Below are 26,281 nucleotides of genomic sequence, written 5' to 3'. Positions count from 1 at the left end.
GCGTTTCACCCTAAATTGAGGTTTACATACTAATGTCGCTTCTGCTCTCCCAGCATAAAGTCCACAAACTGACGCGCCGTGCGGCCAGAACGACCGTTATGGCGCGTTGCCCATTGCAGCGCCCGCTGCTGCCGTAGCTCCTCCGGTTCTAACGCTAGACCTGCTTGCTGAGCCAAGTGCTGCACAATTTGTAGATAGGTGTTTTGATCGGCGGGTTCAAACGTCAGCGTCAGGCCAAAGCGATCGCCAAAGGACAGCTTTTCCTGCACCGTATCCCAGGCATGAATCTCATCACCTTGGCTGGGACGGGGCCGATCCTCAAAGAATTCGCGCACCAGATGCCGCCGATTCGATGTGGCGTAAACCACAACGTTTCTGGGACGAGCTGTAACGCTGCCTTCCAACACTACTTTCAGCGCCTTGAAAGCATCATCGTCTTCCTCAAACGACAGGTCATCGACAAAAATAATAAATTTCTGGGGCGCATCTCGTAGCTGCTCCACGATTTGACCCAGATCATGCAGATCACGTTTAGAAACTTCAATCAAGCGCAAACCGCGATCGCAATATTCATTCACCAGCGCTTTCACTCGCGACGACTTGCCCGAACCGCGACTGCCGTAGAGCAAAACATGTAGTGCCGGGAAGCCTGCAAGTAGAAACTCTGTGTTTTTCACCAGCTCGGCTTGAGGAATCTCATAGCCCACTAGTTCGCTGAGCCGTATCGGATCGGGATGGACGACACCGACCAGTTCACCGGACTGCCAGCGAAAGGCGCGATAACGAGCAAATTTACCAACACCGAATGTCCTGTAGTGTTGACCCAAATCTTCTACTAGACTTGACCATTCGGTGACCTGCTCAAATTGCTGACGTAGGGAGTCCTGAGCAGCGATGAGCCGTTGGTCTATTGCCGTCTGATGAGCCGCAGTGATCTGAATCGGACTGACTCCAACCTGGACAATGGGCTGAATCCACGCTGCGACTTGTGTTGTATCGCATTGATAGATCGCTTGCAACTGCTGGAGGTCGTGCTGAGCAGCTTGCACCAGAGCCTTGGGTAGGTGCGCGAAGTCAACCTGTTGCGCCCGACGACTAAATGGATTATCTGCCGTCAAGATTGTCGTCAACAAATAACTCTGCCAGGTTTGACCATCTGCGACTAATGATTGAAACCACTGTCCGTAGGCGCTTAAGCACTGAACTGGGTCAGGCTGAGGTTCACTCAGCGCTTGCAGCACATTTCGCCAAGCTTGAGCAATGGGATGAGCTAAAACATCCTGGTAGAGCAGCAGAGCAGCGGCCTGTTGCTGTAAGCGAATTATGGATTGCGGGTCAACTTGCGAAGTCTGCGTCGTCATTATTGTCTATATGCGGCCTTGCCGAATAACAGTAGCACCGACCCAATACGCGATAAAAGCGCGACATGAGCCGCGCTTTAGCATTTGAATGATTATCGCAGTCGTAATTGCGGGTAATCTACACCATCTGAGGCGTTACGCCGTCTGCAACTCCCATTGGCTCAACTGCTGCTTTAATCAGGTCGATTTGCTGTTCAAATTCCAACTGCTTGAACTCGTTGAGAAAGTCTTGAGCCTTTTTAGCAATCTGATAGTCGTCGGGGACTTCAACTAGGTTGCCTGCTTCCATCTCTTTGGCGGTGAGATACCAGAAGGCCAGCTTTGTGCTGGGGCTGCCAGCGCCATATTCACGAGAGATAGCAGTATCAGCTCGGCCAGCAATGTCGCGCTGGGTCTGTAGCTGATCGTCTTCGTTCATTTTCTTCATGCGATCAACCAGCGCTTGAGCAATGTCGAAGCCTGCGGCTTTAGTGCCACCGGGAGATAGGGAATCACCAATCCCTTCGTAGGCATACCAGAGGACTGCCAACTGGTCGTCTACGCTGAGACTCTGCAAATTCTGCAAGAAGCGAGCGCGATCGTACTGAAGATTCGCGAAAGTCATAATATGAAGTTTTATTGAGTTCTTCCCTTTCAACCTAATGAAAAGGCGCAGATGAAGAAACCCAACTATAGGGACAGATCAAACGTCATGGGACTCTGACGAATGAAAGAACCGAGCTTGGCGTAATGAACGTGCGATCGCACATTTTTTAACTCAGTTGCGATCGCAAATCAACCTTGAGACGAATCCCAATGGACATCTACTAACTTAGTGATTCATGTGGTTATTCATGGCATCGTCAGTCGTGTCTTGTTCTTCAACCATGCCATGCTCCATTGGGCGCAACAGACCCATAGTTTGAGAGCCAAAGCTAGCCACGCCCATTGATACCAATGCAGTGCTCACGATTCCCATTGATACCAAACCAAACGAAATCACGCCCATCGAGATGCAGCCAATAGAAATAATGCCGTGCGTTGAAACTCCGATCGCAACGATGCCGTGAGCCGAAACTCCGATCGCAACGCGTCCATGTGCTTCGATGCCAATCGACAACCACTTTGGCGTTTTTCTGGATTGGCTATCGCTACGGACGTTCTCGGACGGCTTCATTTCAGTCATGCTTCAATCAGACACAAATCAGAACAAATAAAGAAGTGGTATGCAGGTAATGATTTTTGGGTGTGTGCGGTGCCCACACACCCAAAAATCATTACCTTTTGAGGACTACCCAAATAAATTAAAGAGGGACTCGAGCCTTGTGCTTGTTGCAGCCCCTCACTGAGGTGTAATGGATTCCAACTTGCGTTGAATCTCCTGCCTGGATTGTGCTGGACGATTTACATCCAGTCAAAAGACAGGCCGTCAAACTTTGCTAAGTGTGTCGGCTGTACTTGCATATCAGGATCTAGGAATAGCGTCTCGTCGCCGCATCGCGGCGACGAGACGCTATTCCTAGCATTAACGGGCCCTACAGGATTCGAACCTGTGACCGTCCGATTAGAAGTCGGATGTTCTATCCACTGAACTAAGGGCCCCTGGAGTCAATCATGCAGTTGATGGCGCGATCGCCACAACCCCAACTATGCAAAACATATTGCGAATGCCCCCAAATTGTATCTAGGCCATTGGCCGAAACGCAACTATATGGGTCGGTCGTTGAGCAAATCTAACCAAACTACAAGTATCAAATCCACAGAAAAGGCTGGCAGTGCCAGCCTTTTGAAATTGCTAATATCCGCCGCCACCGCTGCGCTTACTGCGACTACTGCTGTAGCTGCTGCCCGACGAACGACTGCTGCGACTGCTGCTATAGCTGCTACCGGATGAGCGACTGCTGCGGCTACTCGAACTAGAGCTGTAGCTTGAACTCCGCTGCTGGACTTTTTGATTGGCTTCACGTTCGGCAGCTTGAGCAGCCTGAGCCGTTTTCTCAGCCTGAGCTTTTGCCCATGCATAATCATGGCGCGCGATCGCAGCTTCCGCCTCGCTAAAAAATTGCTGCGCTGGAGAAATCTGGGCGTGAATGCCGTATTTATAGGTGCGATTGGCGCTGTGAAGGGCTGACTGAGCTTGGCGAATGGCAGCCCGTGCTTCTTCTGCCGCTTGATGGTCTTGCTCAGCCGCGTGTTGCACCGAGTAAACCAGCTCGAAAATCGCGCTAACGTCTTGCAAGAGATTATCCCAATCTGATTTTGGCTGACTGATTTGCTCGGCTAGCCCTGGAATCTGAGCCTGCACGTCCGTAAAACGCTGGCTCGTATCGGGATGCGTATCGGGATGTCGCACCTGCCGCTCAGTCGCCTCGATCTCGTGTTCTAACTCTGCAAATCGCGCTTTGAGCTGCTCGTAGGACTGGTGCTCAGCGGCAATGGCCTGATCGACAGATTGAAAGCTTGCCAGTAGCTGATTGGCCTCGCTCGCGGCGCGTTCCCAATCGGTGATGTCTTGCTCCACGTCCGCATGTTGTCGATTCAAATCTGCGATCGCATCTTGATACACCGATTCTGTCTCAGCGGAAGTCGTGAAGTCGTAGGTCTGAAACTTAGGCGCAATCGTGATCGAAAGAGATTGGCACTGCTCAATAACTTCGCGGCTTTGACGACGGAAATCCTGGAGCTGCGCCAGCCGCTGGTGAATTTCATTGAGCTGCTGGCGATTCGTTTGCAGCAAATCCGCCAACGGTTCCAGAACCTCTCTAGCGGCAAGATAGTGCTGCCGACCGTAAGCCTGTTGAATATGGCTCAGAGCTGTGGTCGTGTTGGTATCTTGTGCGATCGCAGTTTTCAATTTACCCGGTTCGGCCACAAAGTTATGGCTGAGGAACTCGGCCTCAAGCTGCTGAAGCACTTGCTGTGCTGGAGGAATTTCCTGCTGAAGCTGGTGCTGAATTTGCCGCACAGTCGGCACCTGCTGCTCAGTGAATTCTTTGGCTGCCAGCGTATCGTCAATGAGTTGATGAGTCTGCTGCACTGAGTTCGAACTGGCATCTCGTTCGGTCTGAGCAGTGTCTAAATGTCCGGCCAGTAACTGCTCACGGCCCGCTTTTTGGTGCTGTTTAGCCTCAGCGATCAGTGAATCGGGATTGCCGTCCGGTTCATTGAGCCGAAATGGTTCCGTTGGCTGATCAGGGCGTTCGTCGTCATTCTCCAACGGATAGCTGTAGATAGCAGGTTGCGATCGCACCTCTCGCACCCGTTCCTCAGCTTGTTGAATTTTCGTCGTTAACTCATGCAGATCCCCGTTCAGTGCGATCGCCCGATTCAAGTCAGTTTGTAGCGCCTCAGCAGTCTTGACACACTCCTGAGATCGGGGACAGGCCGTCAGCGGATCACTGGGCTGAAGTTCATGAACCGCGGCCTGTTCGCGCTGAATCAACTGCAGCCGCTCCTTATAGGGAGCAAACGGCAGTTCCAGATCCACCATCGTTTGCTGGACGGTTGCGATCGCAGCTAATTGCTGGGCAATCTGCTCCAAATTCGTCTGCGTGTCGGCGACGGCCTGCATGATTCTGGTCAGCGTTTGATTCGTGCGGTCAAACAGCTCCGACATCTCGGCCAGCAACTGTTCCGGCTGGTAAGTGGTCTTGGGCACGACATCGCTGAACAACTGCACCATTTCTAGCGGCAGTTCTTGGCCCGTAATCACAATCGGCTCCTGAGTCAGCAGATGATGCGCCTGCACCAGTCCTGCCGTCAGTGGCGCTCGATTCCCTTGCCTCGCCGCCTGAGCCGCTTGCAGGCGCTGATTGGCCGCCTCTAGCTGAACCGTGAAATCTGAAAAATCCGTTACGGCAGCCTGATACTGCTCCAGCGTGTCGCCCTTAAACGAATCGGCCCAGTCGCTCTGTACCTTCAGAAAACCGAAATACTGGTCATACAGCTTCACATACAGCGCATTCGCCTTTTCCAAGCGCTCTTGCCAATCCGCGATCGCAGAATCTGCCGCTCGCCGCCGTTTACGATAGTTCATCAACAGCAGTAGAGAACCCGTACCTGCGATCGCACCAAAGCCCGCCAATGGGCCATAGGTCAAAATATTCCGTCTCAATGCCGCCGCCTGTGCCTGGCGCTCCTGTTCGGCAATAATATCCTGACTGACATTTTGGGCAACCGCCGCCATCGCGCCCTGCGGATCATGGGGCATATATTGCTTCAAAGCCTGAATCACAGGCCCATCCGGATCGGCTAATCGCTCCGCTGTAATGCCGAAACGGTGGGGGCGATCCCCGGCATTGGCTGCCACCCAGCCTCGATTCAGATCATCGGCACGCCGTACCCAATAAATCAGTAAATAATCTTCCCGTGGGAACTCTGGTAGCGTCTCCCACTGTTCCACTACGTTGCTGACTCGCTCAGTTGCCCAGTTCGTGCTTGGATCAAGTCCTGCTTCTCCCTGATCGGCAACGACATACACCTGCAAATTTTGATCCGTCACCCAGGGGGCAAGCTGTGGATCGAATCCTTCAAAGGTGACGGGTGCGGTTGGGTGCTGCGCCAGGTCAGGATCAACGTAAACATGCTGATCTGGATTGAAGGGAGGTAACCAGTCTGTGGATGCGATCGCACTGGGCGGCTGATGAATGCCACTGACTACGAGAATCGTGACGCTAACCAAGCAGGCCAGTAAACCGTGCCAACCAAGCGACAGTCGATGAATATGAAGTTTCATGGTTTTAACCAAAATCGGTTGCTAGAGCCAAATGCGAATCATCTAAACGCGGAGCACCCAAGGATCGGGAAAAATATCGAGAACTTGATCCGGCTGATGGTTGGAGGAGAGGGGAATCACAGTCTCGTTCATGCTGCTACTGCTAACGTTCCCTAGCTAGCATAGAAATCTGTGATCAAACCAAATTGTGATGTGGCGCAAAAATCAATTCAGGGGTTTGGTGTTGCAAAATCGGCTTTCTCAGAGATAAGATTATAGACTGTGTCGATTTTTTATTGGGTAGACCCATGCCAAAGCTAAAGACTCGCAGAGCAGCAGCTAAGCGTTTCCGGAAGAGTGGCAGCGGCAAAATCATGCGTCGCAAAGCCTTCAAGAATCACCTGCTGGAAAAGAAAAGCTCAAAGCGTAAGCGTAACCTCACTGGAACGTTCGTTTTGAACGACAGCGATAAAGATAATGTCGTCGGCATGCTGCCGTATTTGTAAGCTGCGATCGCACGTCGATCGGTTGCTCCACTAACGGTCAGCCACCAAGACTGAGTTGTTTTGAAGTTATAGAAAGGGAAGTCAATGGCACGTGTAAAACGCGGTAATGTTGCCCGCAAGCGCCGCAAAAAGATTTTAAAACTGGCAAAAGGTTTCCGGGGTTCTCACTCCAAGCTGTTCCGCACCGCGAATCAGCAGGTGATGAAGGCTCTGCGCTATGCCTATCGCGACCGCCGCAACCGGAAGCGCGATTTCCGTCGGCTGTGGATTACCCGGATTAACGCTGCGGCTCGCCAAAACGGCATGAGCTACAGCAAGCTGATAGGTAGCCTGAAAGCCGCTGATATTGCGCTAAACCGTAAGATGCTGGCTCAAATGGCCATCTTAGATCCCGCGAGCTTCAGCAAGGTCGTGGAGCAAGCCAAGAAGGCATAACTCTGAGCTAGAGTAAGGTCAGAGTTTGATCCAACTCGTGCGTTCTAGTTATTTCCTGCCATGGCGACCAACGTAATGCTGCAACAGTTTGTTCGACAGTTTGCTCGTCGGTATAGCCATCTTTTACTCAGTCTTGGCATCTTCTGGGGGGCGCAAGCGTTTGCGCCCTCCTTTGGCCTTGCGGCTGAGTTGGAGGAAATTCAGGAGCGCGGTTATCTGATCGTGGCGGTTAAAGATAACTGGGAACCGCTCGGCTTTCGAGATGACGAAACCAGGGAACTGATCGGGCTAGAAATCGACATCGCGCGTCAATTGGCAGCATCGCTCCTCGGTGATGCCAATGCGGTTGAATTTAAGACTGTGCGCAATACAGAGCGGCTGGATGCCGTGATTGACCAAGAAGTCGATATTGCGATCGCAGTAGTCACGGCCAACGATACCCGCCGCCGCATTGTTGACTTCAGTGTGCCCTATTACCTAGACGGCACGGCCTTTGTGACCCAGAATTCGTCCATTCAGTCCTTCGCAACTCTACGGCAGTATCCAATTGCCGTGCTCGAACGATCCAGCACAATTGCGCGAGTGCGATCGCAGATGCCAACGGCCAATCTTGTAGGCGTTTCGTCCTATCAAGAAGCCAAAGCTTTTTTAGATGCCAATCCAACAGCCTCATTCGCGGGTGATGCCTCAGTATTGGGCGGCTGGGTAAGTAGCTATCCGACCTATCAACTGGTGCGAGTGCCCCTGCTAGAAGCCGATCCGCTAGCCGTTGTTCTACCGAAAGGGCTAGATTACGACCCGCTGCGTCAAGAGATTAATGCCGTGCTGCGAGAACTGCACGACAGTGGCTGGTTGGATGAGCGGCTGCGATATTGGAATCTTCCCTAGAATCCCAAATTCCATTAGTTTAAGAACTGGTGCATTCCACTAGCTGTTGCATACTGCGTCAACAACGCATGATTCTGTCCTATGAGTGAAACGACGACGGTTCTGGTTTATCTATTGCTGCTGATTGTCCTGCTATCGGTGGCAGGGTTTTTCATTTTTCGCCAAGTTTGGCTCAGCCGTCGCACAGACAGCACGATATCGCGGCTGCAAAATAAACTGAGCCAGGACAAAGGAACCGCGCAAGAATACTACGAGCTAGGCAGTTTGATGCTGGATAAGCAGCTTTATGCTCAGGGGATTCGCCAGCTTCAAAAGGCCATTCGTCTCGCTGAAGATGAACTCAAGAAGATTAAAGAGCCAGAGCAGCAAGCGGATCAAGAAGCCAATATTGCTCTGATTTACAATGCGCTGGGCTATGCCTACTTTGTGCAGGAACAGTATGACCTTGCCATTCGGCAGTACAAAGAAGCGCTGAAGCTAATGCCCGCGTATACAACGGCGTTGAATAATCTAGCCAATACCTATGAGAAAAAGCAGCTAACCTCTCAGGCTATCGAAACGTATGAAGAGGTGCTGAAACACGAACCGGAGAATGCGATCGCAAAACGTCGTGTTGGTACCCTCAAAAAGCGCGTCGCGACTTCGTGAAAAGACAATTTCGTACCTTAAAATTCCAGAACAATGCTTGGTAACATACGTGCTGACTGTAATGTCACCAACATTATTCTGGAATTATTGTTTGAACTCAAATTGTTCAAACAATAGACTTCTATCGGAAATTGTTTTGCAGCGCGGCTCCGCCGCGCTGCAAAACAATTTCCAACCCCAAAAACTTTATTTCCAATAAAGTCTATATAAAATTCTATGACCAGGTTTGTGATCAGGGTGAATCCGAGAGGTAATAATCATCAGAGCGAATTGGGCCAACAGCTTCCGGATCTTTGTTGATGCAGCCTGCTTTCTGGTTGTACTGACAAACTCTAGCCCATAATTTCGCACGGGTTCCCGGTGGGCCTGCAGCAAACATAACTCGATCGCCGCCGACTACACCGACTAATATTTTGACGCCACAAATGGGGCAAGTTTGGGTGTTAGGTGCTGCCATAACTCAATAACTGTGATGTTCGACAGAGCATTCTTCATCATATTAAGTTTTTTACGGCTCAGAATCAGACTTATGACAGGATTCAGATGGGCCAGTAAGATAGGAGAGCATTTGACATTGTTCTCTTAATAGCCTCAGTTCTAAGGAGGCTGCATGAATATCCAAGCTCAAATCGATCGCTATCGACTGCAATATATTGTCGATAACTATCAACTTCGGGGAAACGACAATATCGATGCCTTTGAGATGGCATTAACAGAGTTGCTGGATAATTATCCAACACCAATTGTTGAGCTGGCGATAGTCGAAACGCTAGTAACGGGGTGGTTGAATGTACCAATGGTGCGAGGCTGCGCTTTTTTGCACCATGTACATGAACAGTTATTGCTCTGGCATAACTATTCAATTGTCAGTACGCTAACCACCACTCAGTTCCAAAGTATTACTGGATTAAGTCCTAATCCTATTTTGAAAAATGCTCAAGCATTTGCGCCTCAACCCGAAGCACAAACGCCGTGAGCAGGCTCATCGCCTTGTTTTGGCGACCGTAATTACGCCTAGGACATGACAACCTGCCTGCCGTAGTGCCTGAGCAGCCGACTGGGCAGTTGCGCCTGTGGTGTGAATATCGTCTAGCAGCATCACCGGCTGGTTGCGGTATTGTCTCAGGCTGTCCGCCACCTGAAAGGCTTGACTAAGATTCTGCACGCGATCTTGAGCAGATAGACTAAATTGCGGTTGGGTTTCTCGAATGCGCTCCAATCCTTGACTCACCAACGGGAGTTGAGTAATTCGGCAAAACTCTTGAGCAATCAGGTCAGCTTGGTTATATCCCCGTTGCTGAAGTTTATGCGGGTGTAAGGGGATGGGCACAATAATGGGCGCAACTCGATGATTGGATTGAGATTGCGCTAGCCATGCTGTAGCCAGCCATTGACCCATTAGGGTACCTAATTTTGGCTGATTCTCATACTTCAGCAATCGCATCATGCGCTGGATGTCACCACGGTAGTCGCCCCAGGCTAGAACCGTTAAGCCTGACTGCTGCTGAAATTGCCGCAGTTTGGGATATTGGTAGGCTCGTGCCCGTTGCTGACAGGTTGGGCATACAACATGAGCGGCTGAACGTTGGCAGAGTAAACAGGGCGACTCCAGCCAAAAATCCAGTAAGTTGCTGGCTGGACGGATCCATTTAGCTAAAGAAATAAAGCGCGATCGCACTCCGTTTCCAGCTTCTTTTCCCAACTGCTTGTCTGCCCTGGCTGCTGTCGTCCCACTCTTCATGCCCCTGACCTGCTTCTAATTGATATGACTGCTCATCCAAAATTCGGCTGTAAAACTCCAAAATCGTTTTCAACGCAAGGGACGCAGAACGTACCTTGCGTTGAATTCAAAAGTTGGTGCTTAATAGCAAACCGGAATCAAATCCATTGTGGAATCGAGGAATCGTGGGGATCGAGCGTAATCCTTCGCAATCGAAAGATGAGCGTTGCATGACGCTTCCAGCAGAATCGTGAAATCACCCAGCGCTCTAAATGTAAGCAGGAACAAAAACGGGGATTTCACCACAGTGCCGTAAGTGAAATCCCCGTTTTTACATTCTGTCTTTTTAAGCTTCTGTGAAGCTATGAAGTGGTGGTTTCAGAGCTAGGTGCGCTGGCTGGTTCATTTATGGGTAAATAATCTTCGGGCTTACCTGCGATCGCATTGTAAAGCTTGATATATTCTTTTGCAGATTTGTCCCAGCTAAAATTCTGCTCCATTGCCCGCTGCTGCAGACCGCGCCAATAGTCTTTGTATTGGTAACCTTCCCAGGCACGCACCATTGAGGTATACAAATCAAGCGGTTCATAGCGGTCGAAACAATAGCCCGTACCTGTTTTTTCTGCTGGCACATGAGGCTGCACCGTATCGACCAAGCCGCCTGTTTTTCGCACAATGGGAATACAGCCGTAACGCATCGCCATCATCTGGCTGATGCCACAGGGTTCAAATCGCGACGGCATCAAAAACGCATCTGCCCCTGCATAAATTTTGCGCGACAGCGTATCGTTATACAGCAAATACACCGACATCCGGCCTCGATAGCGATCGGACATCTGCCAGAACTGCGTTTCATAATAGCGATCTCCAGTCCCCAGCAGTACAAACTGCGCATTGGTATAGGACATAAACCGCTCCAACACCTGCAAGATGAGATCCAGCCCTTTCTGTTCAACCAAGCGCCCAATCAGGCCAATCAGGAAAGCTTTGGAGTTGACTTCCAAACCCATCTCTTCTTGCAGATTGATTTTGTTCATACGCCGCTTATCTAGCGTCTCAGGCGTAAAGGATTGGGCAATCTGCACATCACTGGCGGGAGCATACACTTCTGTGTCGATACCGTTAAGAATGCCACTCAGTTTGCCGCTGATAAACGACAATAACCCCTCCAACTGCTCACCATAGGCTGGAGTTTGAATTTGCTGCGCGTACGTGGGCGAAACCGTATTCACGCGATCGGCAAACTGTACGGCTGCGGCCATCGTATTGTGTCCCTGCATATACCACGGACACCAGGTCATTTGTTCCAGCCGCCACCGCCAAGGTCCTTGATAGGCCAGATTATGGATCGTGAATAACGTACCAATATCGGACGTTTCGTGCATCCAAACAGGAATCATCCCCGTATGCCAGTCATGACAATGAATAATGTTGGGCTTCCAGTAATTCCAAGCAAATTCGGCTGCACCATTGGCAAAAAAGGTAAACCGCCAATCTTCATCCTCACCCGAATAAACTCGTCGTGGATCAAATGCCGGATGCCCAAATAAATATAGGGGAACATCGCTATCAGGTAGGGTCGTTTCGTACACACCAAATTTTTGGAACATCGCGTTGCCCCACCAGACTGGTTCATCCGGAACGTCTAGCTTTTCAGACAAAAAGCCGTAGTAGGGCAGGAAAACGCGAACGTCATATCCCATTTTGCGGAGCACCTTTGGCAGTGCGCCCACAACATCTCCCATCCCTCCAATCTTGACTAGAGGGGCTGCCTCAGCTGCCACAAACAAAATTCGCATAGGAATGCATTTTTCAAAAACCGCTTAGAGATCAGTCTAAGGTGGGATGGGATCTCTGCATATACTCGATTTGACAGATTTGCAATTGAAGCCACTCATCAAGCTACTGTGTGGTCTTCATTGAGTATCCCAACGCACCATTCATCAGGTAAATTACTCTACTGGCTTTTTGCCAGTTCTACGACGGCACCGAGTCCAGCGCCCATTTCTTCTGGCGTAATCTTGCCATCTTGATTCACATCCAGAGCATCAAATACGGCATCTGTACCCAGCCACTCTTCCCGAGTAATAAACCCGTCTCCGTCTAAATCATAAACTTGGAAAATGTTATCAGCAGCATGACCGACGGTTTCACCACTTTCGATTCGCCGTAGCCGCTCGGCCAAAAAGTGTTCAAGTGTTTCCAGCGCCTTTGTAAATCCTTTAATACCTTCGTCAAGCTTTTCAGATGCCATTGGATCAGCCGCATGCATTTGATCAAACGTTGCTTTATCAATGCTTAATCTTTCAATCTCCATGTCAGCAACTGCTGCTGCATCTAGCTTGCGAGGTAATGTGTCAATTGTACTGTTGAGCTGATCAAGCAAGTTGGGCGATATTGTTAATAAATCACAACCTGCTAGCTCTTTGATTTCGTCAATATTACGGAAACTCGCTCCCATCACTTCCGTGGAGTAGCCAAACTTTTTGTAATAGTTATAAATAGTGGTGACAGACTGTACACCCGGATCTTCTGGAGCTGGATAGCTGTCCCGCCCCGTATGCTTTTTGTACCAGTCCAAAATACGACCTACAAAGGGTGAGATTAGCGTTACACCTGCCTCCGCGCAGGCAATGGCTTGGTGTAGGCCAAATAGCAGGGTTAGATTGCAGTGAATTCCTTCATTTTCTAGGATCTCAGCAGCGCGAATGCCTTCCCAAGTTGAAGCAATTTTGATCAGAATGCGATCGCGGCTCATGCCCGCTTTTTCATATTCTTCAATCAGATACCGGGCTTTAGCAACCGTCGCGTCCGTATCATAAGATAATCGGGCATCTACTTCCGTTGAAACTCGCCCTGGAATCAACTCTAAAATCTTAAGTCCAAACGCAACTGCCAAACGCTCAAACGCGAGGGTTGCAACCTCTTTCGGATCAACGCTTGAACCTAACTCAGCTCTCGCCTTTTTCAAGGTATCATCCACGATACCTTGATATTGCGGCATCTGTGCTGCCGCCGTAATAAGAGATGGATTAGTTGTTGCATCTTGTGGTCTGAAGGTTTCAATTGCCTGAAGGTCACCGGTATCGGCAACGACAGTCGTCATCTCCCGCAGTTGTTCCAGTAAGCTTCTGCCCATAACCGTTGTCCTCATGTTAGATACAGTCACAATGCATCACATTAGCAACGCATCATAATCAGTGGCCAATCAGAAGTGGCCAATCAGAAGTGGCCAATCAGAGAGTACAGCGATTTCAGGACGGTGACCGTAAACCAAAACACTTTGTCAACCTTGCACCTTGCCAAACGAAATTCAGTTGAGTTTATTAACACATAAATAAAATCAGTCCATCTACTCTGCGGCAGATGCAGCATGTAGCATATATAACCTTCAAGAATCAGTATTTCAAGCCCCCCGACCCAGCGATGGGATACCAATTTTATACGCCAGGAGTTTATTTTGTATTTTTGTGACTAAATATGGGTGAAATGCTTATTTTTCTATGGCTTGCGTGATAAAACCTGACATCGGCAGTCCTTCATCAGTTGTTCACACTTCATGCGTATTTGTTCTGATCTTTTTGAAAAGTCCTTAAAGTTGCCAGCAAAATCCAAGCCGAGTCTAGGTAAAAAAACTAATCTAGGTTTGATAGCGAATTGTTAAATCTACGGCTCGCAACCAATGCAAGACTGCTACACACCTATTGCCATAAACGACTCTGCGCAGATCAGTGCCAGCATGGCGCATCAAGTCGTTTTTCTAAGCACCCGTTTCGATAGAATGCCGACTCATGAAGCAATTCGGCAATTACTGGTTCGGCTGCTGGAGCGCCAGGGAGGACGAATTTTTTATGCAAATGCTCACACTCTGGTAACAGCATCCCGCAATAAACCATTAGCTAATGCACTGTCCCGCAGTGATCTTCTGTTAGCAGATGGTAGTGGCGTCTTGTGGGGTAGCCTACTACAGCGCAAGCCCCTGACATACAACCTGAATGGAACTGACTTGGTTCCTAACTTATGTCAGGTTGGAGCATCGAAAGGGCTTTCAATTTATCTGCTAGGTGCTAAACCCGGTGTGGCAGAACAAGCTGCTCGGAACCTAGCAAGTACTTTTCCAGGACTCAAGATCGCGGGTGTTCGGGATGGGTACTTTGACCGCTCTGAAACAGAAGCCGTGCTTGAAGATATCCGTAAGGCGCATCCTCATTTGCTGCTTGTGGCGATGGGGGTTCCTTTACAAGAACTCTGGATCGATCAGCACGTTGATCAGTTACCGGGCATAACCTGTATGGGAGTTGGTGGATTATTTGATTTTGTGGCAAATCGTGTACCTCGGGCACCCCAGTGGGTTCGCCAAGTTGGTATGGAATGGTTATGGCGCATGCTGATGGAACCTACACGGCTTTGGCAGCGTTATACGATCGGTAATTTCAAGTTTATGTTGCTGCTGCTTGAGGATTCATTAAAAGCTTGGCGGGAAATAGGCAAGCGTGTTTAAGTCTTTACTGACGACCTCAATATCAGGTCTGACTTAAGCTGATCGGCAAATATATTTTCAAACATACATTTTTAGCAAACATCTAATAGTGTGTGCGCAAACGCAAATAGGAAGGAGCAATACGGTTGTAGTCAGCAGGTCAACGGGTAATTAACTGACGATCAATGGACGATGTGAGACATGCAAGCAGCTATAGTTAGCCTCAATGGTTTTCAGTAGTTGCAATACAATGAGTTGCAGCATAGTGTTGCTGAGTCGCTGACGGTCGAGTTGTCTAAGCCATATGTTCTATAATCCGCTCCCTTGACTATTTATCTTTTACGTAGGCCTCTCGGCCAACTGATGCCTAAGCTTAAATTTACTGAAATCCCAGTTCATTGAGATTTAGTTTAGATATGAGGCAACAGGAAGGGTAATCTAAGATTCATGATGGTTCCGATAACTTAAACATTACGATTTGACTTCAAACTCCATTGAATGTGCGATCGCTGCACAAAGCTCAGATTTATAAAAGCCTCTACAGAGTTGCTCCGCAGGAAATGACTGATATGGAGACTAAAAAACACTCCGACGAAATTGATTTTCAGAAATACTGGCTGATCTTGAAACGCCGCTGGCTAATTGTTGCGGGGGTGCTTGCAGCTTCCATTAGTCTATCGGGCTTTTCGGCCACGCTACAGGAGCCTGAATACGAGGCGAACGGTCAATTACTGTTCCAAGCGGATCGAGTCCGTTCACTGACAGGAACCGGAGTTGGTGAAAATATCGGTGAGCTTGAGGCTTTAACATTTCAAGGCAATCCGCTAGACACTCAAGCCATTGTTATTACCTCTTTACCTGTTTTGCAGGATACCATCGATACACTGAACCTCACAAACAGTGAAGGTGAGCCTTTGAGCCCTAAGTCGCTGAGCCGAGGCATTGAGGTTACGCCAGTGACTGGTACTGATGTCTTGCAGGTTAGCTTCGTTGGAGAGGATCCTGATTTATCCGCTGCCGTGGTTAATCAGGTCATGGAGTCTTACATTGCTAACAATATTCTTTCGAACCGAGCAAAAGCGACAGCGGCGGGAGAATTTATTGCTAAGCAGCTGCCTCGGACAGAAGAGGATGTGAATCGTGCGGCTGAAAAGCTACGTCGATTTAAGGCAGAAAATCAGATCATTGTTTTGGAGGAAGAGGCTAGCGCTGTTGTCGGATTGATTGCCAGCTTAGATCAGCAAATCAACGAAACGGAGGCTCAGCTATCTGATACGGCAGCTCAAACAGTTGAACTGAGCCGTCAGTTGGGGCTATCTCCTCAAGCTGCAATTAGCCTAGTTGAGGTTAGCCAGTCGCCTGCCGTCCAAGAGACACTCCTCAATTTGCAGCAGGTTCAGAGCCAACTTGCTACCGAACAAACTCGCTACACTGGGCAGCATCCCGCAGTATCCGGGCTCGTCCGGCAGGAAGCAGCATTGCAACAGCTGCTGCAAAGCCAAATTACTGAGCTGGTTGGAGTAGAACAAATTTCACCCGCTGATCTACAGGCCGGAGAAACTAAGCAGACTCTAGCTGCTAGCTTAGTGCAGTCTGAAGTGCAACGATTAGGGCTTGAAAGCAAGATTGAGTCTCTCAACCAGCTCAGAGGCGCTTATCGCAATCAAGCTGATGTTATCCCCAGCTTAGAGAAGCAGCAGCGAGAACTTGAACGGGAGTTGGCGGCTGCTCAAACGACGTATGAGAACTTGCTGATTCGATTGCAAGAAATTCGCGTTATTGAAAATCAAAACGTAGGCAATGCTAGAGTCATTCAGCCAGCGCTGGTTCCGAATGGGCCAAGGGAAACCGAAACCTCGAAGTATTTAATTGCAGGTAGTTTTGTCGGTCTTTTACTCGGTATTGCAGCCGCATTCTTTGTTGATTTGATTGATCGCTCAGTCAAAACGGTTAAAGAAGCGCAAGACCTATTTGGCTATACGCTGCTGGGTATTGTGCCTAAGTTTGATACGGACACGGCAACCCACGCTCAATCGCAGACGCTAGAGGGAGTATCACCTCGAGTGGTGACAACGACGTTGCCTCGGTTACCCATTCATGATGCCTATCAGATGCTGCAGGCGAATTTGAAGTTTGTTAGCTCAGATCAGCGGATTCAAACAATTGTGTTGACCAGCTCTGTGGCTCAAGAGGGTAAATCGGAAGTTGTGGCGAATCTAGCGGCTGCGATCGCACAGGTTGGGCGGCGGGTTTTAATTGTCGATGCAGACATGCGCCATCCTTCTCAGCACCATTTATGGGGACTTGTGAACTCCGTTGGCCTCAGTAACGTCATTGTGGGGCAGGATGAGTTTGATGATGCAGTTCAACAGGTGACGGAAAATCTGTCGGTGTTAACCGCAGGCGTGATTCCGCCGAATCCATTAGCATTAATCGACTCCGAACGGATGGCCTCTCTCATTCAGATGTTTGCCACAGAATACGATTATGTTCTGTTTGATACTTCACCCCTAGCAGGAACAGCCGATGCCGCCGTTCTTGGCAAGATGGCTGACGGTGTCATGTTGGTAGTTCGACCAGGAGTACTCGATTCAGCCAGTGCAACCGCCGCAAAATCCTTGCTCTCCCGGTCTGAGCCAAATGTTCTCGGTATTGTTGCAAATGGTGTAAATGTCAAGCGGGAACCAGACAGCTACTTTTATTACACCAACGCTCAAGCCGTTGAGGTAGCAGCACCGTCTAACTCTAATCGTCGTATGAAGCTCAAGCGCTAATCGTGCAGGGGCGTTTAGCGGTTCAACATTATAAACACTACGTCTATACGAAGGTATGGCCCGTATGGTAATCAAACATCGGATTCTGCGACGTCTGTCCGCAGCTGGACTGGTCATGGGTTTCAGTCTGACTATCCCAACCACAGCATGGGCACAGATGGTTGCTCAAAGGACAGATACAGATGCGCAAATGAATTTAGAGGAGTTTCCTGGAGAGGAAGCAGACGGGAATTTTGAGCAACAAGAATTAGAACCTGGAGAAGAGGACGCTGAGCCGGAAACGGTTGTCCCAGATCAGCCGCGGCGGTTTGTACCAGATATACCCGATTCTCCAACCGTCTCATTTGAGCAGTTTGGTAACGTTGACTATATTTTGGGATCTGGCGATCAAATTGCCATTACTGTATTTGGCTATGAGGAATTTGAGGGTTCTCGGGTCGTTTTACCAGATGGCACAATCTCAATTCCGCTGTTGGGACCCATTCGGGCCGAGGGCAGGACAACTGAGTCTCTCTCACGTGAATTGACTAGTCAGTTGAGTGCTTATCTCGTCAATCCATCAGTCGATGTGAGCTTAACTGTATTACGGCCAGTGGTGGTCAACATTGCTGGGGAAGTTCATCGACCGGGCCCTGTTCAACTGAGCAGCCTTACAGATGTGCGGACTCGGGTTGACACAAACTCCAGAATCACCTCATCCAGCACATCTCCGACCCTCAGTACGGCCCTAGGTGCAGCAGGTGGTGTGCGTAGCACCGCTGATATTCGTCGCGTCATCGTGCAGCGGTCGCTACCGGGAAACAAATCGGAGTCTATCGAGATTAATTTGTGGAATGCAATTTGGTCTGATGATGTTGCCGCAGATCCAATTTTGCGAGATGGAGATTCAATCTATATTCCAGAAGTTACCGATGGCACTCAATTCGATCCTCGGTTAGTGGCAACCTCGACCTTTGCCCCCGATACGATTCAAGTACGGGTTGTGGGCGAAGTTGAAAATCCTGGTCCGATCGAAATTTCCCCGGATAGTTCAGTGTCATCTGCGATCGCAGTTGCGGGTGGTCCAACTGAGGATGCTGAACTGGATGAAGTTGTCCTCGTTCGACTCAATCGCGATGGCGAAATCGCTGGGGAAGAAATCGATGTTGAAGATTTAGTTGATAACTATCAGGTACGAGAAGGCGACGTGATTGTTGTGCCACAGGAAGGCTCACGGTCATTCCTCGATTTCATTCCACGGGTGCTCGGTCCAATTGGAGATGTGCTAGATATCTTCAGTTTCTAACCAACCTCATAACGTTTTGCGATATGCGCGATCGCAAGGTTGAGTCTCTGGAACCGTTCATATCATGCTTGAAAGCGAGAGGGGGCCCTTCCTCTCGCTTTCTACTGAGCTATAAAACTATCGGTTCAGTCTCACAACGCTATCTTTTCAGGATTTAGTGAGAATAAACCTGGAAGACAACGTCGGAGATGTATCCGAATGCAACCGGGCCAATATCAGAGCAAGGCTCTTTCGGCTTCACGGTCAGAGCAGCAGCCATCTTGTAAACGCCAGGTGTCAAGTTGACAGAAGCGGAACCGGCAGGAATGTTGAGAGTAGCGGTGTACTCAAACACACCCTTGCTTGTCATGACTGGCGGAGCAGACAAATTAACTTCTGCTGCGGTACCAAAGCCTTCAAGGGCAAATTCAACATCAGCCTGAATGCCGTAGCACATCAGCAAGTCAACTAGACGACCACCTTGGAACTTGATTTTCAAGCTCATTGAGAACGCTTCATCATCTTTGATGATGTACTGGGAACCTTCACCTGTTCCTGCAATATCCAAATCCCAGATACAAACCTCAACTGGAGGTAGAGGAATCTTGTGGACTTCAGTTGCAGCTTCTTGGCGCTCTTGAGGTAGTAATGTCGTCATGAGAGTAATCTCCAAATGTTGCATGAGTTAGACGTTTCAGTCGCTAGCAAACGAACTCAGTACTGGGAGTGAAGTGCTTGGCTTAACTCAACGCGTTGTCTGTTTGCTAACTGAACACATCATGGCAAAGGCAACTTTGTACCTACAGTACCCATCTAGGCGATTATCAGTTTGGGGTTGGTGGGTTGATGGGTTAAGAAGTTGGGGGTTGATAGTTGAGGGGTTGATAATTGAGGGGTTGATAATTGAGGGGTTGATGGTTGAGGGGTTGATGGTTGAGAGGTTGGTAGATTAAAAACAGAGCTGGTAGTTAAAAATGGGGATAGCAAATTAAGTGTGACAACAGTAGGCTGCGGGCGTGAATACAAATGGTGGTTGAGTGCCAAAGACTGCGCTGATTCAGCTAAGAGTCTTCGTTATTAATCTATACACAAGTAAAAGCTTAAATTCTCATAAACAGCTTAAAGCTAGATAAAGCAATCGTTTTGATGGGCTTCAGGAACTGATTATTTACATAAGTTCACCTAATTTGAGCAAAATCTATTGCGATCGCAAATAAACGTAACAGTACATTTCAGCAAATGAGCATAAATACTGGTTATGCTGATTTATATGATGATTCACCCCGTGTGTTTTTGCGATTTTGGAGTAAGCGTTTCATTCAGCATAATGAACACAAGCGTTGCCTCCAGCTCTTTATCCATCTGATGTGTGACTTATGGAATTGATTCTGCTCTCTGCTGTTGCGATCGCAGTGATCTCGCTAGCGCTTTCTCTCTACAATCGGATTATCTTGGGCTAACGCTTGATCGTTGAACAACGCTCAGTTGAACAACGCGATTGAGCGGTCAAGCTATTCGTGGCTAATTCATGCCCTTTTTCGCCCGGATTTGCAGCTCGTTGGTCTAAACTCGATTCGTCATTGGTGGCAGCCAAGCCATATTCAGCAGCAACTTCTGCGTAGAAAGCTGAGTTGGTTTTGATTACGGGCGTTATTCACGCTTGATATTTTCTTTCGATACATCTCCGACGCATAACGACACATAACATAAGACCTTATCGGAAATTGTTTTGTAGCGCGGCGGAGCCGCGCTACAAAACAATTTCCGACCCCAAAAACTTTATTTCCAATAAAGTCTATAGAAATGGGCGGAGCGGAATTACCCCGTTGCGCTCTCTTTTTGGGTTGGCTGATTCCCTGCCAGTACGAAACGAGTCTGGTATGCCAGAGTTAAATCCGAATTCGAACCGGATTTTTAGGCTGATCGCCGTAAGGTGATAGAAGCAAAGCCCCCTTGTGATTTACAGTCTTTCATCATGTATGAGTCCCCATTGGACGATAATCAAACTGCAGTTCAAAACACGATTTTGATCATCAATGATCAGCCTGATCAACTCCGAGTTTTAGCAGATATTTTGCAGAGCAAAGGATTCGTGGTGAAGACCGCCATCAATGGTTCGATTGCCTTGGCATCTGCGCGAACTCAACTGCCTGATCTGATCATTATCAGCGTAGAAACGTCAGCGTCTGCCGATCAGGCCTATGACGTTTGCCAACGGTTCAAAGCAAATCCGACTACACAGGCTCTGCCAATTATTTTCATCAGCGTTTTAGATGCGGTGATGGCAAAAGTGCGGGCATTTGGTGCAGGAGCTGTAGATTACATCACTAAACCGTTTCAAGTTGCCGAGGTTGTAGCACGGCTCAATACCCACATCACCCTGCGACGCCTGCAAACCCAGCTCGAAGCTCAAAATCGGCTGTTGCAAGAACAGATTGCAGCCAAAGATCAGGCATTGCGCGATCGCAAACAAGCGGAAGAAAAATATCGCAGCATCTTTGAAAATGCGGTTGAAGGCATGTATCAGGCCAATCTGGATGGGCAGATTACCAGCGCGAATCCAGCCTTGGCGCGAATTTACGGCTACGAATCACCAGAAGCGCTAATTACTGAGCTGCCCGATATGGATGAGCTTTATGTGCGTCCCCGTCGCCGTGATGAAATTTTGACCTACATGCGGCAGTTTGGCGATGTGATGGATTTTGAGTCTCAGGTTTATCGCAAGGACGGTTCGATTATCTGGGTTTCAGAAAATTTACGGGCGGCCCGTGATGAGAAAAACGAGATTCTCTATTACGAAGGCAGCGTACAGGATGTCACGGAGCGGCATCAGGCTGAGGCTGAACTGCGCCATCAGCGAACACGGGCTGAACGCTTATTGCTCAACATTTTGCCGCAGCACACGGCTGAGCGACTGAAGCAAAAGCCAGCCGTTATTGCCGATATGCTGCCGGATGTGACGATTCTGTTTGCCGACATCGTAGACTTCACGCGCCTGGTGGCCGATATGCCCGCTCGTGATTTGGTGCGAATGCTGAATCAAATTTTTTCGGAATTTGACCATCTAGCCGAGCGCTATGAGGTTGAGAAGATTAAAACCATTGGTGATGCCTACATGGTGGCCGGAGGAGTACCGTTGCCTACTCCTGGCCACGCGAGTGCGATCGCAGATATGGCGCTCAGCATGCAGAGCATCATCAGCCAATTTCGCACGGTCGGCGAACATGCTCTCAACCTCCGAATTGGCATCAATACTGGGCAAGTTGTTGCTGGCGTCATTGGTACGCGCAAGTTTACCTACGATTTGTGGGGCAACACAGTCAATATTGCCAGCCGTATGGAATCTCAAGGTATTCCTGGCAAAATTCAGGTAACGGAAACAACCTACCGTCGCCTCAAGACTACATATGACTTTGAGCCACGGGGCAAAATCTTTGTTAAAGGGCAAGGCGAAATGTCAACTTACTGGCTGCTTGGCCGCAAGGGCGGGGCCGTGTCTGAGCCTGGGGAAGAATAGTGCTGCAGGGTTCAAGTAAGCGTCGAGCTTCTGAAAATCATGATTAGTTAGTTAAGAAATAATAAATCCACTCATTTCTGTAGCACTTTATACAGAAAATATTGTTATCCTGAATAGGTATTCAACTTCTCATCTGACCCCAGCGAGGTAACTCCCATGTCTGCATCTGAACAAGCGCGGGCACTCATGCATCGCCATCATCATCAAATCAAAAGCCGTCAGCAAGCCATGCTCAGCCGCTCCGCTACTGAAATTGGGATGCCAGCAGAAGCTGCCGAGCATTGGAGCCATATCCAGGGCAAACCCAGCGCATCCGCAAGCCAAAGCTACGACCGCAGCCGCTCCGCCCTGAGCTAATTAATCCATTTCAATCATTTGTAATTTGAATTTCAGGTAGTCATCAAGAGCTATCAAGAGTAAGGATGTTGTGCTGTGTAGCGTCGTCTACATAACAAGCATCCTTATTTGAATATCACTGCATATCACTACCAATTGCTAAATTAGGTGTTCCGCACAGGCGGATTGAGGCGTTGTCTGCATCTCGACATGAGACGATGAATCAGTCCGCTTTTTCGTTCGCTCCCGTTCGTACACTATGTCACAGGTTTCGCTGCTGTTGTTTATTGCAGGTCAAACGCCAGAGTCCTGGAGTGCGATCGCAGATGTAGTGTATTTGTGTGAATACCGACTGACTCAGCAGTGCCGTTTAACCATTATTGATATTGTTGAGCAGCCAGAGATTGGGGCAAACTATGGGATTCTGGTCACGCCGACTTTGATGCGGATTGATATCTCACCCCGTCGTCAAGTCGTGGGTACGTTTGATGCCACGCCTCAAGTCTTGCAGCGCCTCAAATTAAGTTCAGATCATCGCTAGTGCTGTGTCAACCTCCAAAACCCACCAAACAACGTTGACTAACCGCTAGTTTGAATTTGGGGTTCCACACAGTATGGGAAAGCTTAAATTCATGGAGTAGAGTAAATTAGGGTTATGATGCAGTGTTGGCTGCGATCGCACGATATTGGCATTAACAGGTGGTAGTGACATTCAAGCCGTAATTTGGTTGGCGTAAGCAGAATCGACGCACCCCAGTCACTGCTTTTTGAGAACTACTGAATAAACTAGGTCAGCGAGTTTACTGAACGTTGGAATCAAGGTGAAATGCAATCTGTGCCTACAACAACAGTGCTGGGTATTGGAACAGCTTTAACGACTGAAGCGATCCAAACCCAGATCGCTGAACTGCCATTCACTGTTGTTGTAGAGCTGACGCTAGAGGCAGCACAGCAACGACTTCGCCGCCAGTCTTTCGCCGCCATTTTACTCGGCCTTGATTTGCCTCGTGCATCCCAATTAGAGGCATTAGCGCATCTTTGCCAAATTGGCGTTGACCTGCCGATTATTGTAGTGGGTCAAGCCATTGAGAATGATTGGGCCATTCATCTACTCAACGCAGGGGCCGAAGATGTGTGGGATGCAGCGGTAGACAGGCAAACGGGAGGATATGGCCTGAACCGGCTGGTTCAGCATGCGATCGCACGCTACCAGTCCCGCCGCCACCCTCAACAGTCACCCAATCGTTCACAACCTCAAGCGCCAACTCTAACACCAGCATCCCCCATCAACTATCAACAAACCTCCCCATCCCCCGTCACGCCGACATCACCCCAAACCTCCGCCCCCTCTGAATCTGACCTCCAAACTATCTTGACCGATATCCCCAATGGTGTGCTGTGGCTGGATAAAGACGGTCAAATTCAATGGGTCAACCAAGCTGCCACGGATTTGTTTCAGTGCGATCGCACCAGTCTGGTTGGTCAAACCTTTGGGATGCCGATTCCCGGACAGATTACGGAAGTCTGCTTAGTCGAGCCAACCTCTCATATTCCACTGATGGTGCAGGTGGAAATGCAGTTGGTGCAAATTGAGTGGCACAATCAACCTGTATGTCTGGTGCTGCTGCATGATGTGACAACGCAGCGACAGGCGGAAGCAATCGTGCATCAGCAAGTGGTCTACGATCGCTTGAGCAGCATTTCCCACATTATTCGCCATTCGCTGGATCTGCAGCGCATTTTGGACACCACCAGCCGGGAGCTACTGGATTTTTTACAGGCCGATCGGGTGCTGATTGGCCGCATTCATCTAGCGCCAGATGATCAAGGAGAGGCAGATTGCGATGCGCGGCAAGACGGCAGAATCGAGCGTGCGGCAACGACTGGCAATCCTGATCAGGCCTCAGAGCGTGACGGAGGCAATACCAGCGACGGCAATACCAGCAGTCTGCTCAGCGAGCCGAATCGAGATTTTCCTACAGCGCCATTTCCTCAGCCCCATTTGCAGGTCATTTCAGAAGCCCTTGCATCGAGCTGGTCTTCTCTGCTCCATCAAACTTTACCAGCACTGTACGACGATCTAAAGCGGTATACGATTCACCACCAGCGCCAGATTCAAGTCCTACGCAATCGCCAGTCACCGATGCTGACGAGCGGCGATCAAGAAGCGCTTCAGGCAATGCAAGTTCAGGCTAGTTTGGCAACGCCACTGTTTCAGGATGACCAGATCTGGGCCGTTTTGATTGTGCAGCAGTGCAAAACGCCCCGCTACTGGAAAATTCATGAAATGGATTTTCTCTGTCGCTTGGCCAATCAGCTAGAAAGCTCAGTTTATCAGGCCAGCCTGTACAACCAACTGCAAGAGCTAAACGCGGATTTAGGTCAGCAGGTTGAAACACGCACTGCGGAGCTAGAGCGGGCTTTTCAGTTTGAAGCCACCCTCCAGCGCATTCTTGAAAAAGTGAGGGATAGCCTGGACGAGGAACAGATTCTGCATACAGCAGTGCGGGAACTGGTGCAGGCTGTCGATGCAAAGGGCTGTAATGCTGGGCTGTATGACACCAAAAAACGCCGCTCAACCATTCGTTATGAATATGCTGCGCCGAATGTATCCTATGTTGGACGGGTGCTACAGCTAGATGCATTTCCCGAGATCTATGGCCAGTTGATGAATGGCGATACGTTTCAGTTCTGTTCGCTATTGCCCAATGCCTCACGGGGTCGCACATCGGTATTGACCAGCCCCATTTATGACGATCAGGGCAGTATTGGTGACCTGTGGCTGATCCACGATGCGGAACATGCCTTTGGGGATCAACCGATTCGCTTAGTAAAACAAATTGCCAGCCAATGCGCGATCGCAATTCGCCAAGCCCGCCTCTATCAAGAATCCCAAGCCCAGGTTCGCGAACTTGACAAACTCAATCGCTTAAAAGACGACTTTATCAGCACGGTATCCCACGAGTTGCGTACCCCCATCGCCAGCATCCGGATGGCAGCCCACATGCTGCAAGTTCGCATTCAGGCTGCTGGTGAAGTGGCTCAAGATAAAGCGATTGCTCAATATCTCCAGGTACTACAGGACGAGTGCCAGCGAGAAATCCGCTTAATCAATGATTTACTCGATTTGTCTCGCCTAGAAGCCGGACAGGAAACCCTACAATGCATCCCGGTTGATCTCAAAATCTGGCTCCCCCGCATCACCGAATCATTCAGAGAACAAGCCAAGTCTCGACAGCACGTCTTTAAGATCAACTTACCGTCTTCTTTAGTGACGATTGAAACGGATCCAGCTCAGCTCGAACCCATCTTAATGGAGCTACTGAATAATGCTTATAAATACACGCCGCCCGGTGAGCGAATAGAGATTACAGCCAATGCCACCGCCAGCCAAATGCAAATTCGAGTGATGAATTCAGGCGTTGAAATTCCCAAAGCTGAACAAGCTCAGATTTTTCAAAAGTTTTACCGCATTCCCAACAGCGATCCCTGGAAGCATGGCGGCACTGGGTTAGGATTAGCGCTGGTTAAACAGCGGGTGGAACGACTCGGTGGCCTGATCCAAGTGCAAAGTAGCAACAGCCAAACTGAATTTAAGCTGGCATTTCCTTTACATGCAGCAGCCATGAATTCTATGCCGCTTGATGCTTAGCGGTTCA

Annotated in this window: 21 protein-coding genes and 1 tRNA gene; 12 read left to right on the top strand and 10 right to left on the bottom strand. The window is 49.2% G+C overall.

Going from position 1 to position 26,281, the window contains the following annotated elements; translation table 11 throughout:
- Positions 1-29: 29 nt before the first annotated feature.
- The 5 genes from AC286M_RS08765 to AC286M_RS08745 all read right to left on the bottom strand — a co-directional run bounded on the left by AC286M_RS08765 (position 30) and on the right by AC286M_RS08745 (position 6,075).
- Positions 30-1,361 carry an ATP-binding protein gene (locus tag AC286M_RS08765; RefSeq protein ID WP_488204010.1) on the bottom strand — a complete coding sequence of 444 codons (1,332 nt, stop codon included), beginning with the start codon at positions 1,359-1,361 and terminating at the stop codon, positions 30-32.
- Between the two features lie 118 nt (positions 1,362-1,479).
- Positions 1,480-1,965, bottom strand: coding sequence for an orange carotenoid protein N-terminal domain-containing protein (locus tag AC286M_RS08760; protein ID WP_488204009.1), 486 nt, complete (start codon positions 1,963-1,965; stop codon positions 1,480-1,482).
- A 207-nt stretch (positions 1,966-2,172) separates the two neighbouring features.
- On the bottom strand, positions 2,173-2,526 hold the full coding sequence (locus AC286M_RS08755; RefSeq protein ID WP_488204008.1) for a copper resistance protein: 354 nt from the start codon (positions 2,524-2,526) through the stop codon (positions 2,173-2,175).
- A gap of 343 nt (positions 2,527-2,869) precedes the next feature.
- A tRNA-Arg gene (locus tag AC286M_RS08750) sits at positions 2,870-2,942 on the bottom strand.
- A gap of 193 nt (positions 2,943-3,135) precedes the next feature.
- On the bottom strand, positions 3,136-6,075 hold the full coding sequence (locus tag AC286M_RS08745; RefSeq protein ID WP_488204007.1) for a coiled-coil domain-containing protein: 2,940 nt from the start codon (positions 6,073-6,075) through the stop codon (positions 3,136-3,138).
- A gap of 287 nt (positions 6,076-6,362) precedes the next feature.
- Between AC286M_RS08745 and rpmI the strand changes: the two genes are divergently transcribed.
- From rpmI to AC286M_RS08725, 4 genes are all read left to right on the top strand, one after another.
- A complete protein-coding gene (gene rpmI / locus AC286M_RS08740; protein WP_488204006.1) occupies positions 6,363-6,560 on the top strand; it encodes a 50S ribosomal protein L35 in 198 nt (65 codons plus the stop codon).
- A gap of 84 nt (positions 6,561-6,644) precedes the next feature.
- A complete protein-coding gene (gene rplT / locus AC286M_RS08735) occupies positions 6,645-6,995 on the top strand; it encodes a 50S ribosomal protein L20 (RefSeq protein ID WP_488204005.1) in 351 nt (116 codons plus the stop codon).
- Between the two features lie 60 nt (positions 6,996-7,055).
- Positions 7,056-7,883 (top strand): transporter substrate-binding domain-containing protein, encoded by an 828-nt coding sequence (locus AC286M_RS08730; RefSeq protein ID WP_488204004.1) that lies wholly within the window; start codon positions 7,056-7,058, stop codon positions 7,881-7,883.
- Between the two features lie 81 nt (positions 7,884-7,964).
- The gene (locus tag AC286M_RS08725; protein WP_488204003.1) at positions 7,965-8,531 is read left to right on the top strand and encodes a tetratricopeptide repeat protein; all 567 of its coding nucleotides are present in this window, start codon (positions 7,965-7,967) and stop codon (positions 8,529-8,531) included.
- Between the two features lie 232 nt (positions 8,532-8,763).
- Here AC286M_RS08725 and nblD read toward each other — a convergent pair whose 3' ends face one another.
- Positions 8,764-8,988, bottom strand: coding sequence for an NblD family protein (gene nblD / locus AC286M_RS08720; protein ID WP_488204002.1), 225 nt, complete (start codon positions 8,986-8,988; stop codon positions 8,764-8,766).
- A gap of 153 nt (positions 8,989-9,141) precedes the next feature.
- Between nblD and AC286M_RS08715 the strand changes: the two genes are divergently transcribed.
- Positions 9,142-9,507 carry a hypothetical protein gene (locus AC286M_RS08715; RefSeq protein WP_488204001.1) on the top strand — a complete coding sequence of 122 codons (366 nt, stop codon included), beginning with the start codon at positions 9,142-9,144 and terminating at the stop codon, positions 9,505-9,507.
- 6 nt (positions 9,508-9,513) lie between these two features.
- On the opposite strand, the gene AC286M_RS08710 is transcribed toward AC286M_RS08715, so the two are convergent.
- From AC286M_RS08710 to AC286M_RS08700, 3 genes are all read right to left on the bottom strand, one after another.
- Positions 9,514-10,272, bottom strand: coding sequence for a ComF family protein (locus AC286M_RS08710; protein ID WP_488204000.1), 759 nt, complete (start codon positions 10,270-10,272; stop codon positions 9,514-9,516).
- 341 nt (positions 10,273-10,613) lie between these two features.
- Entirely contained in the window at positions 10,614-12,050 is a 1,437-nt protein-coding gene (gene glgA / locus AC286M_RS08705; RefSeq protein ID WP_488203999.1) for a glycogen synthase GlgA, read from the bottom strand.
- Between the two features lie 158 nt (positions 12,051-12,208).
- Positions 12,209-13,390 (bottom strand): transaldolase, encoded by a 1,182-nt coding sequence (locus AC286M_RS08700; RefSeq protein WP_488203998.1) that lies wholly within the window; start codon positions 13,388-13,390, stop codon positions 12,209-12,211.
- A 543-nt stretch (positions 13,391-13,933) separates the two neighbouring features.
- On the opposite strand from AC286M_RS08700, the gene AC286M_RS08695 reads away from it, so the two are divergent.
- The 3 genes from AC286M_RS08695 to AC286M_RS08685 all read left to right on the top strand — a co-directional run bounded on the left by AC286M_RS08695 (position 13,934) and on the right by AC286M_RS08685 (position 18,790).
- Positions 13,934-14,752 (top strand): WecB/TagA/CpsF family glycosyltransferase, encoded by an 819-nt coding sequence (locus tag AC286M_RS08695; RefSeq protein ID WP_488203997.1) that lies wholly within the window; start codon positions 13,934-13,936, stop codon positions 14,750-14,752.
- Between the two features lie 548 nt (positions 14,753-15,300).
- Entirely contained in the window at positions 15,301-17,505 is a 2,205-nt protein-coding gene (locus AC286M_RS08690) for a GumC family protein (RefSeq protein WP_488203996.1), read from the top strand.
- 64 nt (positions 17,506-17,569) lie between these two features.
- On the top strand, positions 17,570-18,790 hold the full coding sequence (locus AC286M_RS08685; RefSeq protein WP_488203995.1) for a polysaccharide biosynthesis/export family protein: 1,221 nt from the start codon (positions 17,570-17,572) through the stop codon (positions 18,788-18,790).
- Positions 18,791-18,944: 154 nt separating this feature from the next.
- Here the strand turns inward: AC286M_RS08685 and AC286M_RS08680 are convergent, their stop codons facing one another.
- On the bottom strand, positions 18,945-19,427 hold the full coding sequence (locus AC286M_RS08680; protein WP_488203994.1) for a hypothetical protein: 483 nt from the start codon (positions 19,425-19,427) through the stop codon (positions 18,945-18,947).
- Positions 19,428-20,744: 1,317 nt separating this feature from the next.
- On the opposite strand from AC286M_RS08680, the gene AC286M_RS08675 reads away from it, so the two are divergent.
- The 4 genes from AC286M_RS08675 (at position 20,745) to AC286M_RS08660 (ending at position 26,274) form a co-directional block, all read left to right on the top strand.
- A complete protein-coding gene (locus AC286M_RS08675) occupies positions 20,745-22,286 on the top strand; it encodes an adenylate/guanylate cyclase domain-containing protein (protein WP_488203993.1) in 1,542 nt (513 codons plus the stop codon).
- A gap of 156 nt (positions 22,287-22,442) precedes the next feature.
- Positions 22,443-22,643, top strand: a complete 201-nt coding sequence (gene gifA / locus AC286M_RS08670) for a glutamine synthetase inactivation factor IF7A (protein WP_488203992.1) — start codon at positions 22,443-22,445, stop codon at positions 22,641-22,643.
- A 238-nt stretch (positions 22,644-22,881) separates the two neighbouring features.
- Positions 22,882-23,163, top strand: a complete 282-nt coding sequence (locus tag AC286M_RS08665) for a circadian clock KaiB family protein (protein ID WP_488203991.1) — start codon at positions 22,882-22,884, stop codon at positions 23,161-23,163.
- A gap of 294 nt (positions 23,164-23,457) precedes the next feature.
- The gene (locus AC286M_RS08660; RefSeq protein WP_488203990.1) at positions 23,458-26,274 is read left to right on the top strand and encodes a sensor histidine kinase; all 2,817 of its coding nucleotides are present in this window, start codon (positions 23,458-23,460) and stop codon (positions 26,272-26,274) included.
- Positions 26,275-26,281 lie beyond the last annotated feature (7 nt).

The organism is Thainema salinarum CENA647 (assembly GCF_057732415.1).
This window is presented reverse-complemented; position numbering and strand designations above follow the sequence as displayed.

Excerpts from the sequence above, each read along its gene's own strand:
- AC286M_RS08695 (WP_488203997.1), top strand. The coding sequence starts at position 13,934 with ATGCAAGACTGCTACACACCTATTGCCATAAACGACTCTGCGCAGATC.
- AC286M_RS08760 (WP_488204009.1), bottom strand. The coding sequence starts at position 1,965 with ATGACTTTCGCGAATCTTCAGTACGATCGCGCTCGCTTCTTGCAGAAT.
- AC286M_RS08725 (WP_488204003.1), top strand. The coding sequence starts at position 7,965 with ATGAGTGAAACGACGACGGTTCTGGTTTATCTATTGCTGCTGATTGTC.
- AC286M_RS08755 (WP_488204008.1), bottom strand. The coding sequence starts at position 2,526 with ATGACTGAAATGAAGCCGTCCGAGAACGTCCGTAGCGATAGCCAATCC.
- AC286M_RS08665 (WP_488203991.1), top strand. The coding sequence starts at position 22,882 with ATGTCACAGGTTTCGCTGCTGTTGTTTATTGCAGGTCAAACGCCAGAG.
- AC286M_RS08710 (WP_488204000.1), bottom strand. The coding sequence starts at position 10,272 with ATGAAGAGTGGGACGACAGCAGCCAGGGCAGACAAGCAGTTGGGAAAA.
- AC286M_RS08765 (WP_488204010.1), bottom strand. The coding sequence starts at position 1,361 with ATGACGACGCAGACTTCGCAAGTTGACCCGCAATCCATAATTCGCTTA.
- AC286M_RS08675 (WP_488203993.1), top strand. The coding sequence starts at position 20,745 with ATGTATGAGTCCCCATTGGACGATAATCAAACTGCAGTTCAAAACACG.
- AC286M_RS08745 (WP_488204007.1), bottom strand. The coding sequence starts at position 6,075 with ATGAAACTTCATATTCATCGACTGTCGCTTGGTTGGCACGGTTTACTG.
- AC286M_RS08700 (WP_488203998.1), bottom strand. The coding sequence starts at position 13,390 with ATGGGCAGAAGCTTACTGGAACAACTGCGGGAGATGACGACTGTCGTT.
- AC286M_RS08690 (WP_488203996.1), top strand. The coding sequence starts at position 15,301 with ATGGAGACTAAAAAACACTCCGACGAAATTGATTTTCAGAAATACTGG.
- nblD (WP_488204002.1), bottom strand. The coding sequence starts at position 8,988 with ATGGCAGCACCTAACACCCAAACTTGCCCCATTTGTGGCGTCAAAATA.
- rplT (WP_488204005.1), top strand. The coding sequence starts at position 6,645 with ATGGCACGTGTAAAACGCGGTAATGTTGCCCGCAAGCGCCGCAAAAAG.
- AC286M_RS08680 (WP_488203994.1), bottom strand. The coding sequence starts at position 19,427 with ATGACGACATTACTACCTCAAGAGCGCCAAGAAGCTGCAACTGAAGTC.
- glgA (WP_488203999.1), bottom strand. The coding sequence starts at position 12,050 with ATGCGAATTTTGTTTGTGGCAGCTGAGGCAGCCCCTCTAGTCAAGATT.
- AC286M_RS08730 (WP_488204004.1), top strand. The coding sequence starts at position 7,056 with ATGGCGACCAACGTAATGCTGCAACAGTTTGTTCGACAGTTTGCTCGT.
- AC286M_RS08685 (WP_488203995.1), top strand. The coding sequence starts at position 17,570 with ATGGTAATCAAACATCGGATTCTGCGACGTCTGTCCGCAGCTGGACTG.
- rpmI (WP_488204006.1), top strand. The coding sequence starts at position 6,363 with ATGCCAAAGCTAAAGACTCGCAGAGCAGCAGCTAAGCGTTTCCGGAAG.
- gifA (WP_488203992.1), top strand. The coding sequence starts at position 22,443 with ATGTCTGCATCTGAACAAGCGCGGGCACTCATGCATCGCCATCATCAT.
- AC286M_RS08715 (WP_488204001.1), top strand. The coding sequence starts at position 9,142 with ATGAATATCCAAGCTCAAATCGATCGCTATCGACTGCAATATATTGTC.